The organism is Streptomyces sp. NPDC007875, assembly GCF_042868035.1.
Lineage (GTDB): Bacteria > Actinomycetota > Actinomycetes > Streptomycetales > Streptomycetaceae > Streptomyces > Streptomyces antimycoticus.
The window spans coordinates 178,323-195,441 of sequence record NZ_JBIADZ010000017.1; the positions used below are offsets into that span (position 1 = coordinate 178,323).

The 17,119-nt window shown below is 70.5% G+C and carries 14 protein-coding genes; 7 read left to right on the plus strand and 7 right to left on the minus strand.

Annotation, left to right across the window (positions count from 1 at the left end; translation table 11 throughout):
- Positions 1-16: 16 nt before the first annotated feature.
- Together ACFYOY_RS30785 and ACFYOY_RS30790 are read right to left on the minus strand one after the other, a co-directional pair.
- Positions 17-919, minus strand: coding sequence for an acyl-CoA thioesterase II (locus ACFYOY_RS30785; protein WP_351892994.1), 903 nt, complete (start codon positions 917-919; stop codon positions 17-19).
- A gap of 61 nt (positions 920-980) precedes the next feature.
- On the minus strand, positions 981-3,509 hold the full coding sequence (locus ACFYOY_RS30790; RefSeq protein WP_351892988.1) for a DUF3516 domain-containing protein: 2,529 nt from the start codon (positions 3,507-3,509) through the stop codon (positions 981-983).
- Positions 3,510-3,645: 136 nt separating this feature from the next.
- On the opposite strand from ACFYOY_RS30790, the gene ACFYOY_RS30795 reads away from it, so the two are divergent.
- Positions 3,646-4,437 carry a metal-dependent hydrolase gene (locus ACFYOY_RS30795; protein WP_351892982.1) on the plus strand — a complete coding sequence of 264 codons (792 nt, stop codon included), beginning with the start codon at positions 3,646-3,648 and terminating at the stop codon, positions 4,435-4,437.
- 47 nt (positions 4,438-4,484) lie between these two features.
- Here the strand turns inward: ACFYOY_RS30795 and ACFYOY_RS30800 are convergent, their stop codons facing one another.
- Positions 4,485-6,266, minus strand: a complete 1,782-nt coding sequence (locus ACFYOY_RS30800; RefSeq protein WP_351892977.1) for an ABC transporter ATP-binding protein — start codon at positions 6,264-6,266, stop codon at positions 4,485-4,487.
- Complete coding sequence (locus ACFYOY_RS30805; protein ID WP_388590768.1) at positions 6,263-8,155, minus strand: ABC transporter transmembrane domain-containing protein; 1,893 nt, start codon at positions 8,153-8,155, stop codon at positions 6,263-6,265. Before ACFYOY_RS30805 ends, ACFYOY_RS30800 begins: the two co-directional genes overlap by 4 nt.
- A 154-nt stretch (positions 8,156-8,309) precedes the next feature.
- On the opposite strand from ACFYOY_RS30805, the gene ACFYOY_RS30810 reads away from it, so the two are divergent.
- Positions 8,310-9,050 carry a L,D-transpeptidase family protein gene (locus tag ACFYOY_RS30810; protein WP_351892965.1) on the plus strand — a complete coding sequence of 247 codons (741 nt, stop codon included), beginning with the start codon at positions 8,310-8,312 and terminating at the stop codon, positions 9,048-9,050.
- A 203-nt stretch (positions 9,051-9,253) separates the two neighbouring features.
- Here the strand turns inward: ACFYOY_RS30810 and ACFYOY_RS30815 are convergent, their stop codons facing one another.
- Positions 9,254-9,694, minus strand: coding sequence for a MarR family winged helix-turn-helix transcriptional regulator (locus tag ACFYOY_RS30815; RefSeq protein WP_059142818.1), 441 nt, complete (start codon positions 9,692-9,694; stop codon positions 9,254-9,256).
- Between the two features lie 135 nt (positions 9,695-9,829).
- On the opposite strand from ACFYOY_RS30815, the gene ACFYOY_RS30820 reads away from it, so the two are divergent.
- Positions 9,830-11,692 (plus strand): ABC transporter ATP-binding protein, encoded by a 1,863-nt coding sequence (locus ACFYOY_RS30820; RefSeq protein ID WP_351892956.1) that lies wholly within the window; start codon positions 9,830-9,832, stop codon positions 11,690-11,692.
- Between the two features lie 25 nt (positions 11,693-11,717).
- Here the strand turns inward: ACFYOY_RS30820 and ACFYOY_RS30825 are convergent, their stop codons facing one another.
- Both ACFYOY_RS30825 and ACFYOY_RS30830 read right to left on the minus strand, forming a co-directional pair.
- Positions 11,718-12,410, minus strand: coding sequence for a BTAD domain-containing putative transcriptional regulator (locus ACFYOY_RS30825; protein WP_351892951.1), 693 nt, complete (start codon positions 12,408-12,410; stop codon positions 11,718-11,720).
- Positions 12,411-12,690: 280 nt separating this feature from the next.
- The gene (locus tag ACFYOY_RS30830; protein WP_014057281.1) at positions 12,691-12,888 is read right to left on the minus strand and encodes a hypothetical protein; all 198 of its coding nucleotides are present in this window, start codon (positions 12,886-12,888) and stop codon (positions 12,691-12,693) included.
- Between the two features lie 178 nt (positions 12,889-13,066).
- On the opposite strand from ACFYOY_RS30830, the gene ACFYOY_RS30835 reads away from it, so the two are divergent.
- Genes ACFYOY_RS30835 through ACFYOY_RS30850 form a run of 4 tightly spaced genes read left to right on the plus strand, consistent with a single transcriptional unit; the run spans position 13,067 to position 17,118 of the window.
- The gene (locus ACFYOY_RS30835) at positions 13,067-13,645 is read left to right on the plus strand and encodes a DUF4255 domain-containing protein (protein ID WP_351892948.1); all 579 of its coding nucleotides are present in this window, start codon (positions 13,067-13,069) and stop codon (positions 13,643-13,645) included.
- On the plus strand, positions 13,642-14,367 hold the full coding sequence (locus tag ACFYOY_RS30840; protein WP_388590772.1) for a carboxypeptidase-like regulatory domain-containing protein: 726 nt from the start codon (positions 13,642-13,644) through the stop codon (positions 14,365-14,367). Before ACFYOY_RS30835 ends, ACFYOY_RS30840 begins: the two co-directional genes overlap by 4 nt.
- A gap of 10 nt (positions 14,368-14,377) precedes the next feature.
- On the plus strand, positions 14,378-16,642 hold the full coding sequence (locus ACFYOY_RS30845) for a phage tail sheath family protein (RefSeq protein ID WP_388590774.1): 2,265 nt from the start codon (positions 14,378-14,380) through the stop codon (positions 16,640-16,642).
- A gap of 20 nt (positions 16,643-16,662) precedes the next feature.
- The gene (locus tag ACFYOY_RS30850) at positions 16,663-17,118 is read left to right on the plus strand and encodes a phage tail protein (RefSeq protein ID WP_014057285.1); all 456 of its coding nucleotides are present in this window, start codon (positions 16,663-16,665) and stop codon (positions 17,116-17,118) included.
- The last annotated feature ends 1 nt before the right edge of the window (position 17,119 follow it).

Consider the following 17,119-nt stretch of genomic DNA (forward strand, 5'->3'; position numbering starts at 1 on the left):
ACACCCCCAGGGGAGCTCAGCCGCCGTCTGCGGCTCCTCCGGCGGCTCCTTCGGCGGGCCGCAGCGGGCGGAACAACCCCTCTTGCACCACCGAGACCAGCAGTCGGCCCGCACGGTCGTAGATCCGGCCGCGTGCCAGTCCCCGGCCGCCCGTGGCCACGGGCGACTCCTGGTCGTAGAGAAACCACTCATCCGTGCGGAACGGCCGGTGGAACCACATGGCGTGATCCAGCGAGGCCATATCGAAGCCCCGTGGGCCCCACAGCGGCTCGACCGGCATCCGCACCGCGTCCAGCAGCATCATGTCGCTCGCATAGGTGAGCGCGCAGGTGTGCACCAGCGGGTCGTCCCCGAGCGGCCCCACCGCGCGCATCCACACGGCGCTGCGCGGCTCCACGCCCTTGAGCTCCTCGTCCGTCCAGCGCAGCCGCTCCACATAGCGGACGTCGAAGGGCTGCCGGCGCTCCATGCGGGCGAACGCCTCGGGGAGCGCTCCCAGATGAGAGCGGACCTCGTCGGCGAGGGTCGGCAGACCTTCCGGCCCGGGCACCTCGGGCATCGGCAGCTGCTGCTCGATACCCGGCTCAGGAGAATGAAAGGAGGCCGTCAGATTGAAGATCGTGCGACCCTGCTGGATGGCGACGACCCGGCGGGTGGTGAAGGAGCGCCCGTCCCGGATCCGCTCCACCTGGTACACGATGGGCACGCCCGGCCGCCCCGGCCGCAGGAAGTACGCGTGCAGCGAATGCACCGGACGCAGCCCGTCGGTGGTCCGCCCGGCGGCCACCAGCGCCTGGCCCGCCACTTGCCCGCCGAACACCCGCTGCAGCGACTCATCGGGGCTGAGGCCGCGGAAGATGTCCTGCTCGATCCGTTCCAGATCGAGCAGATCAACCAGGCGCTCGGCAGGATTGGTCATCGGTGGTGCTCCTTCAATGAGGGGGCCGGGCCGGTCCTCGGCGTGGACCGCGTCCAGGAGGCTACAGTTGGCCCACGTCGGTGACCCGGACCACCGCCCGGCCCTCCTCGTCGGAGGCGGTGAGATCGACCTCCGCCGAGATGCCCCAGTCGTGGTCGCCGTTCGGGTCGTCGAAGGTCTGCCGCACCCGCCACAGGCCGTGCTCGGGGTCCTCCTCGATCAGCAGCAGCTTCGGCCCGCGGGCCTGCGGCCCGGTGCCGAGCTCCTCGTACTCCTCCCAGTACCCGTCCATCGCCTCCGCCCAGGCGTCCTCGTCCCAGCCGGAGTCCGCGTCCATCTCCCCGAGCTCGGTGACCTTGTCCAAAGCGGCCAACTCCACCCGGCGGAACATCGCGTTGCGCACCAGCACGCGGAAGGCGCGGGCGTTCGCGGTGACCGGCCTGACCTGGTCGGCGCGCTCCTGGGCCTCCTCCGCCGACTCGTCCTCCGGGTTGGCCAGCTGCTCCCACTCGTCGAGGAGACTGGAGTCGACCTGCCGCACCATCTCGCCGAGCCAGGCGACGATGTCCTGGAAGTCGTCGGACTTCAGGTCGTCCGGCACAGTGTGGTCCAGGGCCTTGTAGGAGCTGGCCAGGTAGCGCAGCACAATGCCCTCGGTCCGCGCCAGGTCGTAGAACGAGGTGAACTCGGTGAAGGTCATCGCCCGCTCGTACATGTCGCGGATCACCGACTTGGGCGACAGCGGATGGTCACCGACCCAGGGATGGCTCTTGCGGTAGAGCCCGTACGCGTGGAAGAGCAGCTCCTCCAGCGGCTTGGGGTAGGAGATGTCCTGGAGCCGCTCCATGCGCTCCTCGTACTCGACGCCGTCCGCCTTCATCGCGGCGACCGCCTCACCGCGCGCCTTGTTCTGCTGCGCCGCCAGGATCTGCCGGGGATCGTCCAGCGTCGACTCGACGACCGAGACCATGTCCAGGGCGTAGGAGGGCGATTCGGGGTCCAGCAGCTCGAACGCGGCCAGCGCGAAGGTGGACAGCGGCTGGTTGAGCGCGAAGTCCTGCTGCAGATCCACCGTCAGCCGGACGATCGGGGCGCCCCCGTCCGCACCGTCGGCGCCCTGTGGCTCCACCCGCTCGACCACCCCGCCGTCCAGCAGCGACCGGTAGATCGCGATCGCCCGGCGGATGTGCCGCAGCTGGTTCTTGCGCGGCTCATGGTTGTCCTCCAGCAGGCGGCGCATCCCCTCGAAGGCGTTGCCGGGCCGGGCGATGACCGACAGCAGCATCGCGTGGGTGACCCGGAACCGGGAGGTGAGCGGCTCGGGTTCGGAGGCGATGAGCTTCTCGAAGGTGTTCTGGCCCCAGTTGACGAAGCCCTCCGGCGCCTTCTTGCGGACCACCTTGCGGCGCTTCTTCGGATCGTCCCCGGCCTTCGCGAGCGCCTTCTCGTTCTCGACGACATGCTCGGGCGCCTGAGCCACCACAAAGCCCGCGGTGTCGAAGCCGGCCCGGCCGGCCCGGCCCGCGATCTGGTGGAACTCCCGGGCCCGCAGCGTCCGCACCCGCTGACCGTCGTACTTGGTCAGCGCGGTGAACAGGACGGTGCGGATGGGCACATTGACGCCGACGCCGAGGGTGTCCGTACCGCAGATGACCTTGAGCAGCCCGGCCTGCGCCAGCTTCTCCACCAGCCGCCGGTACTTGGGCAGCATCCCCGCATGGTGCACGCCGATCCCGTGCCGGACGTAACGGGACAGATTCCGGCCGAACTTGGTGGTGAACCGGAAATTGCCGATCAGCGAGGCGATCTCGTCCTTCTCGGCGCGCGAGCACATGTTGATGCTCATCAGCGCCTGGGCCCGCTCGACCGCCGCCGCCTGTGTGAAGTGCACGATGTAGACCGGCGCCTGCTGGGTCTCCAGCAGCTCGGTCAGCGTTTCGGTCAGCGGCGTCGTCCGGTATTCGTAGCTCAGCGGCACCGGCCGGGTCGCGGACCGCACGACCGCGGTGGGCCGCCCGGTGCGCCGGGTCAGATCCCCCTCGAACCGGCTCATATCGCCGAGCGTCGCGGACATCAGGATGAACTGTGCCTGCGGCAGCTCCAGCAGAGGGATCTGCCACGCCCAGCCCCGGTCCGGCTCCGCATAGAAGTGGAACTCGTCCATCACCACCTGGCCGATATCGGCGTCCTTGCCGTCCCGCAGGGCGATGGACGCCAGCACCTCGGCCGTACAGCAGATGACCGGCGCGTCCGCGTTGACCGACGCGTCCCCGGTCAGCATCCCGACGTTCTCGGTGCCGAAGAGCTTGCACAGCTCGAAGAACTTCTCCGATACCAGGGCCTTGATCGGCGCGGTGTAGAAGGTGACCTGGTCCCGGGCGAGCGCGGCGAAGTGGGCGCCCGCCGCCACCAGGCTCTTGCCCGATCCGGTGGGGGTGGACAGGATGACATTCGCCCCGGACACCACCTCGATCAGCGCTTCCTCCTGGGCGGGGTACAGCGAGATGCCCCGCTCCTCGACCCAGGTGGAGAACGCCTCGAAAAGCGCGTCGGGGTCGGCGTCGCTCGGCAGCTGATCGATAAGAGTCACGCACCTATACTGCCTGGTTTCCCCGCCGGGACGGGAACCGGCTGTGCGGACGAAGATCGCCCGCCGCTAGGCTGTGCCGGGCCGAAGCAGTCAACTCCCGCTCGGAAGCGGGAAAGAACAGGGGCGGGGTACGACCATGATGGGACCGGCGCATTCGCTGTCCGGAGCGGCGGCCTGGTTGGGGGTGGGGGCGGCGGCCGCGGCGGCCGGCCACTCGATGCCCTGGCCGGTGCTGGTCGCCGGCGCGCTGATCTGCGCGGGAGCGGCGCTCGCCCCCGACCTCGACCACAAGGCGGCGACCATATCGCGCGCCTTCGGGCCCATCTCAAAGGGACTGTGCGAGGTGATCGACAAGCTCTCGTACTCCGTCTACAAGGCGACCAGGAAGCAGGGCGACCCGCGCCGCTCGGGCGGCCACCGCACCCTCACCCACACCTGGGTATGGGCGGTGCTGATCGGCGCCGGAGCCTCGGCGCTCGCCATGGTCGGCGGGCGCTGGGCGGTGCTGGGCATCCTCTTCGTGCATATGGTGCTGGCCGTCGAGGGGCTGCTGTGGCGCGCGGCCCGGGTCTCCAGCGATGTCCTGGTATGGCTGCTCGGCGCGGCCAGCGCCTGGATCCTCGCCGATGTACTGCACCAGCCGGGCAACGGCTCGGACTGGCTGTTCAGCGCACCGGGCCAGGAGTACCTCTGGCTCGGCCTGCCGATCGTGCTCGGTGCCCTGGTCCACGACATCGGGGACGCGCTCACCGTCTCCGGCTGCCCGATCCTGTGGCCCATCCCGATCGGCCGCAAGCGCTGGTACGCGCTCGGACCGCCCAAGGGCATGCGTTTCCGGGCCGGCAGCTGGGTCGAGTTGAAGGTGCTGATGCCGGTCTTCATGCTGCTCGGCGGCATGGGTGGGCTCGCCGCCCTCGGCATCATCTGAACCCCGGACGGGAGCGCGGTGGCCGCGCCGGGGCGTGGCCACCCGCATCACTGATGCCAGGAGCGCCACAGCGCGGCGTAGGCCCCGTCCGCCGCGACGAGTTCGTCATGGCTGCCCAGCTCGGTGATCCGGCCGCTCTCGACCACGGCGATCACATCCGCGTCATGCGCGGTGTGCAGCCGGTGGGCGATCGCCACCACGGTCCTGCCCTCCAGCACCCGGCCCAGCGACCGCTCCAGATGGCGCGCCGCCCGCGGGTCCAGCAGCGAGGTGGCCTCGTCCAGCACCAGCGTGTGCGGATCGGCGAGCACCAGCCGGGCCAGCGCGATCTGCTGCGCCTGTGCGGGGGTGAGCGCGAGACCGCCCGATCCGACCTCGGTGTCCAGGCCCTCGTCCAGCGCGCGGGCCCAGCCGTCGGCGTCCACCGCGCCCAGCGCCGCCCACAGCTCGGCGTCCTTGGCGACGGCGCGGGCCAGCAGCAGATTGTCGCGCAGCGAGCCCACGAAGACATGGTGCTCCTGGTTGACCAGGGCCACATGCTCACGGACCCGCTCGGCGGGCATCCGTGCCAGCTCCGCCCCGCCCAGCGTCACCCGGCCGGTGCGCGGGGAATAGATCCCGGCCAGCAGCCGCCCCAGGGTGGACTTACCCGCCCCGGAGGGGCCCACCAGCGCCAGCCGCGTCCCCGGGGGCACCTTCATGGACACCTCGTGCAGCACATCGCTGCCCTCGTGGTACCCGAACCGCACCTCGTCGGCCCGCACCTCCCGGCCGCCGGGGACCACCCCCTCGTCGGCGGGGCCCTCCTCGATCTCCCGCACCCCCACCAGCCGGGCCAGCGACACCTGCGCGACCTGCAGCTCGTCGTACCAGCGCAGGATCAGCCCGATCGGCTCGACCAGCATCTGCGACAGCAGCGCCCCGGTGGTCAGATCGCCGATCGACATCCAGCCCCGCATCACGCACACGCCGCCGATCATCAGCACCGAACCGGTGATCAGCGTGTAGCTCACATTGATCACCGGGAAGAGCACCGAGCGCAGCCAGAGCGTGTAGCGCTCCCACGCCGTCCACTGCTTGATACGCAGCTCGGACTGGGCGATCCGCCGGTCGCCCAGCCGGTGGGCCTCGATGGTCCGCCCGGCGTCCACGCTCTCGGTGAGGGACGCGGACACCGCCGCATAGCCGGCCGCCTCCGAGCGGTAGGCGCGCGGCGCGCGGCGGTAGTACCACCGACAGCCGACCATTAGCACCGGAAGCGCCACCAGCACCGCGAGCCCCAGTGGGGGAGCGGTCAGGGTCAGCGCGCCGAGCAGCAGCCCGGTCCAGACCACGCCGATGGCCAGCTGCGGCACGGCCTCGCGCATCGCGTTCGCCAGCCGGTCGATATCGGTGGTGATCCGGGACAGCAGATCCCCGGTGCCGGCCCGCTCCAGCACCCCCGGGGGCAGACCCACCGACCGTACGAGAAAGTCCTCCCGCAGGTCCGCCAGCATCTGCTCGCCCAGCACCGCCCCGCGCAGCCGCACCATCCGGACGAACACGGTCTGCACCACCAGCGCCACCGTGAACAGCGCCACGATGCGGCCGATGTGGAGGTCCTCCTCGCCCTGGGAGAGGTCCTCGACCAGGCCCCCCAACAGCTGGGGGCCGACCATGGAGGCGATTACCGCGGTCGCGTTCACGACCATCAGCACGGTGAACGCGGCCCGATGCCGCCGCAGCAGCTCACGCACATAGGCCCGCACGGTGGTGGGTGTGCCGACCGGCAGGGTTGTCGCCGACTCCGGTGCGGCCGGGTCATAGCCGGGCGGTGCCACGCCGATCATGCCGACTCCTCGATCTGTTCCTCGATCCGCCCGATGTCCTTCAGGCCGTGTCCGGCCGGCCCGGTGCCCCGCCCGGTCTGCCGCACGGCGGCCTCGTCCTCCGTCTCGCGGGTGACGACCGCGCGATACGCGGGATCGGTGCCCAGCAGCTCACGATGGGTGCCCACCCCCGCCGCCTCGCCGTCGGGCACGAACACCACCCGGTCGGCCCGGTCCAGCAGCAGCGGGCTGGAGGTGAGCACGATGGTCGTCCGGCCCGCCCGCAGCCGCCGCACCCCGTCGGCGATCCGCGCCTCGGTGTGCGAGTCCACCGCGGAGGTCGGCTCGTCCAGCACCAGCACCTCCGGATCGGTCACCAGCGAGCGGGCCAGTGCCAGCCGCTGCCGCTGGCCACCCGACAGCGAGCGGCCACGCTCGGTGATCCGGGTGCGCATGGGGCCGGCGTCATCCGCCTCGGCCGCCGACGCCTGCGCCAGCGCGTCCAGCACATCGCCGCACTGGGCCGCCTCGAGCGCCTTCCCCGCCGAGACCTCGCCGGACCTCGGCACATCCAGCAGCTCGGCGAGCGCCCCCGACAGCAGCACCGGGTCCTTGTCCTGCACCAGCACCGCCGCGCGCGCCGTGGTCAGCGGCACCTCGTCCAGGGCGACCCCGCCCAGCAGCGCCGACGGTGCCCCGTCGTGGTCCCCGTCGTGCGTGGGATGTCCGCCGAGCCGGTCGGCCAGCCGCCCCGCAGCGTCCGGGTCGCCGCACACCACCGCGGTCAGCAGCCCGCTGGGCGCCAGCATCCCGCTCGCCGGGTCGTACAGATCCCCGCCGAGCGGCGCGGTGGCCTCCTGCCCCTCCCCGCGCTCACCGCCGTCCACGGCGGCCGCGCCCTCACTGCCCGGAGAGGAGCGCCGCAGCGCCAGCACCCGGGCCGCGCGCCGCGCGGAGGGCCGGGAGAAGGAGTACGCCATGGCGATCTCCTCGAAGTGCCGCAGCGGGAAGAGCAGAAAGGTCACCGCGCTGTAGACGGTGACCAGCTCGCCCACTTCGATCCGTCCGTCGCGGGCCAGCGACGCCCCGTACCAGACGACACCGATCAGCAGCAGCCCCGGCAGCGCGACCTGCACGGCCGCGATCAGCGCCCACATTCGCGCGCTGCGCACCGCCGCGACCCGCACCTCCTGCGAGGCACGCCGGTAGCGGCCCAGGAACAGCTCCTCCCCGCCGATGCCCCGCAGCACCCGCAGCCCGGCCACGGTGTCCGAGGCCAGCTCGGTCGCCCGGCCCGCCTTCTCCCGCTGTTCATCGGCCCTGCGTGCCGCGCGGGGCAGCATCGGCAGCACGGCCAGCGCCAGCGCGGGCACCCCGACCGCCACCACCACTCCCAGCGCCGGCTGGTAGAGAACCAGGGCCACACAGACCGCGACGGTGGTGATCGCGGCCGCCGTGAAGCGGGACAGGGCCTCCACAAACCAGCCGATCTTCTCGACATCGCCCGTGGAGACGGCGACGACCTCACCGGCCGCCACCTTCCGGGTGAGGGCGGACCCCAGCTCCACCGCCTTGCGGGCCAGCAGCTGCTGCACCCGTGCCGCCGCCGTGATCCAGTTGGTGACCGCCGCGCGGTGCAGCATGGCGTCCCCCAGCGCGGTGAGCACGGTGAGCCCCACCATCAGCGCTCCGGCCATCGCCAGCCGGGAGCCGGAGCGGTCCACGACCGCCTGCACACCGAAGCCGATGGCGATGGGGAAGGACACCAGCGCAGCCATGTGCACCAGACCCCAGAGGGCCGCCTTGACCTGCCCGCCCAACTGATTCCTGCCCAGCCAGAAGAGAAACCGCGGACCTGACCGTACGTCGGGTCGGCCGGGGTCGGGATACGGAAGATCGCGAATGTGCATGGCGTCCCAAGGTCGGGCGGGCTGAGGAGGGCTGGTAGGAGACGTGAAAGGTTGACGTTCCTACGGTGCGGAATTCAACTGGTTTTCCCCGGAGCGGCCGGAACACGCCAATCCCGCATACGGCACTGTCCTCCGCAGGTGGGACCATGGGGACATGCGAATCTCCGGCACGATGTCCATGCGCGCGGCGGCCGCGGCCGCCGCGGCCCTCGTCCTTCTCACGGCCTGCGGCGATGGGGGCGGGGACAGCAGCGGTGACAAGGGCGGAAACCCGGGCAAACAAGCGCTGCGCGGCGGGGCGCCCACGCCGGATCCCACGCGTATCCCGGATGTGGGGGACAAGCTTCAGTCCCGGATCCCCGACCAGTCCCGTCAAGTCGTGGCGGTCTACGGCAAAGGGGTGAACTCCGCGGACGCGACCGTGGTCCTCTATACCAAGCAGGGCAAGGCATGGGAGCGGACACGCAGTTGGACGGCGCACAACGGCAAGCGCGGCTGGACGACGAGCCATCATGAGGGCGACAAGCGCAGCCCGGTCGGGGTCTACACGCTCAGCGACGCGGGCGGGGTGCTGCCCGACCCCGGCGCCCGGCTGCCGTACACCGCCTCCGGCTCCTTCGCGGCCCCCCACTACTGGCCCAAGTCCCACTGGACGGACTTCAACTACGTCATCGCCATTGACTACAACCGCGTCAAGGGCGCCTCGCCGCTCGACCAGACCCGGCCCGAAGGGCAGAGCAAGGGCGGCAGCATCTGGCTGCACATGGATCACGGCAGCGGCACCTCGGCCTGTGTCAGCCTCTCCAAGTCCGGTATGGAGTATCTGCTGAAGAACCTCGACCCCAAGCTGCACCCGGTGGTGGTCATGGGGGACAAGGCGCATCTGGCCGCCTGAGTGCGGCGGCGGCCGTGTGGGCGACCTTCGTACGGCTCGCGCCGCCCGCGGTCTTCGGGGTCATGGCCCAACTCGTCGGGGAGTACGGCTTGAAGGCCGTGTGGGCGTAGGGGAAGCCGGTCGCGCTGTGATACGGCGTCGCGCCGCTCTTCCCCCGCGCCCAGCTGCCCTTTCACCACAGCAGCCGCTCTTGCGCCGCGACCTCAGCAGCGGTGGTCCGGGGTGCCGGAGAGGGTGTTCAGCAGATCGCCCAGCGCGTCGCGCTGCTGATCGCTGAGCGGTGCCAGGATGTCCTCCGCGGCGGCTCGGCGCGCCTCGCGCAGCGCGCGCAGGGTCGCCCGCCCGGTGTCGGTGAGCTCGATGCGCACCACCCGGCGGTTGGACGGATCCGGTACGCGGCGCACCGAGCCATGCGCCTCCAGGGCGTCCACCAGCGTCGTCACGGCGCGCGGGACCACCTCGAGGTGCTGCGCCAGGTCCGCCATCCGCGGCGGCTGGTCGCTGTGGGACACGGTGCGCAGCAGGCGGGACTGGGCGGGGGTGATGCCCAGTGGCTCCATATGGCGCTTCTGGGCGCGATGCAGTCTGCGGGTCAGGCGCAGCAACTGCTCCGCGAGGAGGCCGGATGTCTCGGGGGTGGGCATGATCGCAGTTTATCAGGACCCGGTTCATTGTGAGTATAGGTAACAATGAGCTATGCTCTCAAAGCCCGCGCCGCCGCGATCACGGCTCGACCATGCCGTCACGCGCGGCGGCCTCCCTGACTCCAGAAGGAGCCCATGCACCCCGACACACCACCGTCATGGACCCCGTCCGCCCAGGAGCCCGAGCGGCCCGCCCAAGTGCGGCGCATCCTCCGGCTCTTCCGTCCCTACCGCGGCCGCCTCACCGTGGTCGGCCTGCTGGTCGCCGCCTCCGCGCTGGTCTCGGTCGCCACCCCGTTCCTGCTTCGGGAGATCCTCGACACCGCCATCCCCGACGGCCGCACCGGGCTGCTCACCCTGCTCGCCCTCGGCATGATCGCCGCGGCCGTCGTCAACAGCGTCTTCGGCGTTCTGCAGACTCTGATCTCCACCACCGTCGGCCAGCGCGTCATGCACGATCTGCGCACCGCCGTCTACGACCGGCTGCAGCGCATGCCGCTCGCCTTCTTCACCCGCACCCGCACCGGCGAGGTGCAGTCCCGCATCGCCAATGACATCGGCGGTATGCAGGCCACCGTCACCTCCACTGCGACCTCGCTGGTCTCCAACCTCACCAGCGTGGTCGCCACCGTCGTCGCGATGCTCGCGCTCGACTGGCGGCTGACCGTCGTCTCGCTGCTCCTGCTGCCGGTGTTCGTCTGGATCAGCCGTCGTGTCGGCGCCGAGCGCAAGAAGATCACCTCGCAGCGCCAGAAGCAGATGGCGGCCATGTCCGCGATGGTCACCGAGTCGCTGTCGGTGAGCGGAATCCTGCTCGGCCGCAGCATGGGCCGTTCCGAGTCGCTCACCCGGCAGTTCGCCGACGAGTCCGAGCGCCTCGTGGGCCTGGAAGTGCGCTCCAACATGGCCGGCCGCTGGCGGATGTCCACCATCGGCATCGTCATGGCCGCCATGCCCGCGCTGATCTACTGGGCCGCGGGAATCGCCCTCCAGGCCGGTGGCCCGGCCGTCTCCATCGGCACGCTCGTCGCCTTCGTCTCGCTCCAGCAGGGGCTGCTCCGGCCCACGGTGAGCCTGCTGTCCACCGGTGTGCAGGTGCAGAGCTCCCTCGCGCTCTTCGCCCGCATCTTCGAATACCTCGACCTGCCGATCGACATCACCGAGCCCGCCGAGCCGGTGCGGCTGGAGAAGGTGCGCGGCGAAGTCCGCTTCGACGGCGTCGACTTCGACTACGAGGGCACGGCCCTGGGCGCATCGAAGGGCGACCCGTCGAACAGCACGAAGGGTGGCTCATCGAAGGGCGCCCTGCGCGGCATCGATCTGACCGTTCCCGCGGGCGGCAGTCTGGCAGTCGTCGGACCGACCGGTTCCGGCAAGACGACCCTCAGCTATCTGGTGCCCCGGCTCTACGACGTGACCGGCGGCCGGGTGCTGCTCGACGGGGTGGACGTCCGCGACCTCGACTTCGACAGCCTCGCCCGGGCCGTCGGCGTCGTCTCCCAGGAGACCTATCTCTTCCATGCCTCCGTCGCCGAGAACCTGCGCTTCGCCAAGCCCGACGCGACCGATGAGGAGCTCGTGGCGGCGGCCGAGGCGGCCCAGATCCACGACCACATCGCCTCCCTCCCGGACGGCTATGACACCCTCGTGGGAGAGCGCGGCTATCGCTTCTCCGGTGGGGAGAAGCAGCGTCTGGCCATAGCCCGCACGATTCTGCGCGATCCGCCCGTCCTCATCCTCGACGAGGCCACCAGCGCCCTGGACACCCGCACGGAACAGGCCGTTCAGCAGGCCATCGACGCCCTCTCGGCAGGTCGCACCACGATCACCATCGCCCACCGGCTCTCCACCGTGCGCGACGCCGACCAGATCGTCGTCCTGGACGGCGGCCGAGTCGCCGAGCGGGGCACCCACGAGGAGCTGCTGGCCAAGGACGGACGCTACGCCGCACTGGTGCGGCGCGACACCCACCTGGCGCCGGTGGTCCCTGCCGTCTAGTCCGCTGGTCCGCGTACCGCGCCCGTCACGCGGGCACGGTGCCTGCCGGGGCCGATGTGTCCGTGCCCTGTGCCGGGGCATCGCTCGCCGGGCGGGAGACGATCCGACGCGCCGGGGGCTCTGGGGTGCCACCCCCGGGTGGCACCAGGTTTCTCAGCGTCGGAGAGGGCTCCAGGCCCAGCTCGTCGAGCAGGACGCGGCGGCATTGCTCGTACTGCCGCAGTGCCGCGCCTCTGTTACCGGCGGCGAGATGCGCGTTCATGAGCACGCGATGAGCACTTTCCCGCAGAGGCTCCGCGCGTACGGCGGCGAGCCCGGCGGCGACGGCCTCGCCATGGCGGCCCGCCGCCGTCAGCCGCTCGGTCATCGCCTCCAGGGCGTACAGCCGGAGTTCGTGGTACTGCTCCTGCTCGACCAGCACCCACTCGTTCTCCGACCACTCGGGTAAGAGGTCGGCCGACAGGTCCTCCCGCATCTGCGTGGTGAGGATGTCGTCGCACGGGCGTGACATGTCGAGCAGCCGGTGGGCGCGCATCGCCGCCGCGTGGATGTCCACGGTGATGTGCTTGCAGATCGCCAGTTCCTGTGCGGACGCGTCGATGACCTGATGTCCCGTTCGCGCGGCGCGCCATAACGACGATCGGAGATTGGCGTTGGCACGGGACGCGGTGACGTCCGGCCACAGCGTTCCGGCCACGTAGGTCCGGCTCCGTGGCATGTTCTGCAGGGCGAGGAACGCAAGAAGGCGCTGGGCACTGGAGGATATCGGAACGCGTTTGTGATCGACCGACAACGCGAAACTCTTGAGCAGTCTCAACGTCATGACATGGCCTTCTGCGCTCATCAGCCCCCCGGGGCGATATTGGCTTCAGCGACCCATCCCATGCGTCCCATCGGGATGCCCTAAAGCCATGTTACGAGCAGATCATGATCGTGTGTCCGGCCTTCCCGCTAAAGGACGCTATATGGCCAGGCATCACCGGGCCGTCGCGGCACCGTCACCTGTCGGGCTCGATGAACTGATCGAGCCAGGCGCGCACGGCGGTGAGGGCGTCGTCGACCGCGCTCACCGCGGTGGGGGGCGCCTGGTGCCGGTCCTCCGTCCGCACGATGCGAGCACGGAATCCGTCCGGCCTGCCGCCTTCCACCCAGACCCGGAGGATCAGGACACCGGTCCGTTCTGAGGGGATTTCCATGAAAAGAAGATATGCCTCCCCGTGTCACCTCGGCGTTGTCGGTGTGTGTCCGGATTCGTCATCGTCGGCCGCGTAAACGGACCGGTGACGCTCGTGTGATGAGCGCATCGCGGTCCGGCCACGCCGGGACCGGCATTCTCTCGGAGCACGCTTTCGAGCGCGGAGAGGGGGGATTCGCATGGGGGACTTCGGCGTCATCGCCGACGTCTCGACGGTCATCGTGGAGAGCCTGACCCAATCCCTGCGCGGGCTCAGCCAGGTGGAACCGCCGATCGCGGAACTCAACGACCTTTCCGAGACGGTACAGACACCGCCGCCCAAGCTCACGGTGTTCCTCTACGAGATCGCCGAGGACCCCACCTCGCGCAACCGGCCGCCGGTGCGCTCCCAGCCACCCGACCCACCGACCACCCGCAAGCCGCCGATGGCCCTGCTGCTGCGCTATCTGGTCACTCCCTGGGGCGGCGACCAGGCCACCCAGCACCGGATGCTCGGACGGGCCCTGCAGACCTTCTACGACGACGCGATCCTGGACGGCGTACAGCTGTCCGGCAGCCTGGCGGCGAGCACCGACTCGCTGCACCTCAGCCTGACCCCGCTCACCTTGGACCAGAAGTCCTGGGTCTGGTACGCGATTCAGAAGCCCTACCGGCTGTCGTTGAACTACGAGGTCCGCGTCGTCAACCTGGACTCCGCCATCGAGACCCCGGTCCGCCCGGTGCACAGCCGGATCATCAGTGGGGCGGCGATGCCATGAGCCGCTTCGTACCGCTGGAGCGGTCGACGCTCCACAGCCCGGTCTGGTTCATCCCCTTCGACGACTACGCCCGGCGGGTGCGCGGCGCCGGGGTGACGGTCCAGCTGGACCGCTACGAGGACGGCGACTGGCTGCCGCTGGACGACATGGCGGTGCGCACCCCCAGCGCAGCCTTCGCCTATCCGGGTCTCGGCCGGTGCGCCGAGCCGTGGGCGGCCGGGCCACGGCGCCACCGGGCTCGCTTCGCGGCCGCCGGCTACCAGCCGCTGTACCCGGCCGACGGCCAGCCGTTCTCGTCCGCCCTGGTGGGCGTCGAGTTCATGGTGTACCCGCATGACGACGCCCATCCGCCGGCGGTGGTGACCGAGCCGCGGCTGGTCCGGCTGCTGCCGAGCGTCTCCTTCCCCTACCCGCCGGGTCTGCGCACGGTGCACGGCGCCGTGGTCGACGCGGCCACCCGGGCGCCGATCGCGGGCGCGCTGGTCGAGGCCAGGGGACGGACCAGCCGGGACCTGACGCCATGGCACGAGCGCACCCTGTCCGACGCCGCGGGCGCCTTCCGGCTGGCCCTGCGGTGGGAGGGCGAGAAGGCCGATGAGCACGCCGTCGAGGAGACACTCCGCCTGCAGGCCACCGAGCGGCCGGGCCGGACCGGATCGCTGGTCGTGCGGCTGCCCCAGGACATCGAGCGCCGGCACGTCATAGAGATCCGCGAGAGTTAAGGAGCCGTCCATGGCGGAGTATCTGAGCCCCGGGGTCTACATCGAGGAGATCGATGCGGGCCCACGGCCGATCGCGGGGGTGAGCACCAGTACGGCGGGCATGGCCGGGGTCACCGTGCGCGGTCTGTACACCGGCAAGCCCAAGCTGGTCACCAACTTCCTGGAGTTCCAGAACACCTTCGGCGGATTTCTCCGTGAGCCGGACCCGCTGATCCGGGACACCTGGGCGAACGACCCGGCGGAAGGCGGCCGCTGGTGGCTGTTCCCGCTGGCGGTCAAGGGCTTCTTCGACAACGGCGGCCAGCGGCTGTACATCAAGCGGGTCGCCAGCAGGCAGGCGAGCCCGTCCTCGGGCGTGCTGGGCCACGGCCTGGTCAGCCCGGTCGCGGGCGACGCCGCCAAGGGCGCGACCCGCCTGGAACTCGGCCATCTGATCGGGTTCTCCGGCGTCGGGCAGCAGATCCAGATCTTCCGCGGCGACGACCAGCAGTCGATCCACACCGCCGGTGTCGCCGCCTACGACGCCACCGCCCGCCGGATCGAACTGGACGCCCAGCTGCCCGCGGAGGTCAGGGCGGGCCGCGGCGACTACGTGCAGATCGGGACGCGCAACGCGGAGGAGACACTGGAGTTCGCCGCCGTCAGCCCCGGCTCATGGGGCGACGCGGTGCAGGTCCGGATCCAGCCGATGGCCTCGGCCGCGCTGCCGGTGCTGCCGGATCCGCAGGAGGGCGCGCTGTTCGTCACGCGGCTGGCCGCGGACGCCGCCGCGGACAGCGAGACGGTCGAGGTCACCGCGGTGACCGGGCTCGACCCCGACGAACTGCCGCCCGACGTCTGGGTGCAGATCGGCTCCAGCCGGTTCAAGGTCCAGCTGAGCCAGCCGGCGGACGGGAAGGTCACGCTGACCCTGCCGTCCGGCGCGGCACATGAGGCGTGGCGGAGCGGTCTGCTGGTGCGCCGCGTGCGCCGGGGCACCACCTCGGCGGGGCCGACGCTGCGGATCGGCGGAGCCAGTCGGCTGTACGAGGGTGCCGTCGTCCAGCTCGACGACGGCACCCATCTGACCATCCGCACCGTCGAGTCGATCGCCGCGGATGTCGTCACCCTGGATGGGAACGTGCCCGGGACGCTGTTCGAAACCGACCGGCTGCAGCTGGTCGAGGCGCAGGTCGACGCCCGGTTCACCGATCCGTCCGGGGTGGTGGAGACGGAGACGCACCGCAACCTCCGGCTCACCGGTGACACCGCGGCGAACCTGGTGACCACCCTGGCCGTCCGCTCCCGGCTGGTGCGGGCGACGGCTCTGGGCGCCCTGTCCACCGACCCGACGAAGTTCCCCCTGCCCGCGGTCGGTTCCTGGCTGACGCTGGGAGGCGGGGACGACGCCTACGGGAGCCTGAGCGTGGCCGACTTCGTCGGCGAGGACGGCGGCAGCGGCAAGCGGACCGGGATCACCGCGCTGGAGGACATCGACGAGGTCGCGGTCTGCGCGGTGCCGGGCATGTGGTCGGGGACGGTCGAATCGGCCCTGGTCACCCACTGCGAGCTGCTCAGGGACCGGTTCGCGATCCTCGATCCGCAGGACGGCCTGGACATCGAGGGCGTCCAGGCGTTCCGCGAGCGGTTCGACACCAAGTACGCCGCGCTCTACCACCCGTGGCTGGTCACCCGCGACCTGTCGGCGGGCCGCGACGTCGAGGTGCCGCCCTCGGGCCATATGGCCGGGATCTACGCCCGCGTGGACGTGGAGCGGGGGGTGCACAAGGCGCCCGCCAACGCGGTCATCCGGGGTATCCGGCTGACCGACGGCATCGCCCAGGACATCACCAAGCGCCATCAGGACGTGCTCAATCCCAAGGGCATCAACGCGCTGCGGTTCTTCCCCGGGCTCGGCCACCGGGTCTGGGGCGCGCGCACGCTCTCCTCGGACAGCTCGTGGAAGTACGTCAACGTCCGGCGGCTGTTCCTCTACCTGGAGGAGTCGATCGAAGAGGGCACTCAGTGGGTGGTGTTCGAGCCGAACGACGAGGCGCTGTGGTCCCTGGTCCGCCAGACGGTCACGAACTTCCTCACCACGGTCTGGCGCAGCGGCGCGCTCGCCGGCACCACCGCCGACGAGGCGTTCTTCGTCGCCTGTGACCGCACCACGATGACCGAGGACGATCTGGCCAACGGCCGTCTGATCTGCGCCATCGGCGTCGCGCCGGTCTTCCCGGCGGAGTTCGTGATCTTCCGGATCCAGCAGAAGACCCGCGAGACCCAACTCGCCTGAGTGCCCGAGGAGAGTCCACCATGCCGCCTGTGACCAGGGACGATCCGTACGCGTCCTATAACTTCAAGATCTTCGTGTTCAACGTCAGCGACGACGGGCTCGCGGTGAGCGGGTCCTTCACCGAGGCGAGCGGGCTGGAGCTGGAGATCCCGCCGATCGAGTACCGCAACGGGAGCGAGGACATCACCGTCCGCAAGATCCCGGGACTGAAGAAGTTCACCAACCTCACCTTCAAGCGCGGCATCACCGGGCATGCCGCCTTCTGGAAGTGGGTGGCCGACGCGCTCAACGGCACGGTGAAGCGTACCCACGGCTCGATCGTGCTGTGCGACGAGAACCGCAACGACGTGATGCGCTGGAACTTCGACCGTGGTTGGCCCACCAAGTACACCGGCCCGACGCTCAGCGCCACCAAGAACGAGATCGCCATGGAAACGCTCGTCCTGGCGGTCGAGAAGCTGGAGATCGAAGTCTGAC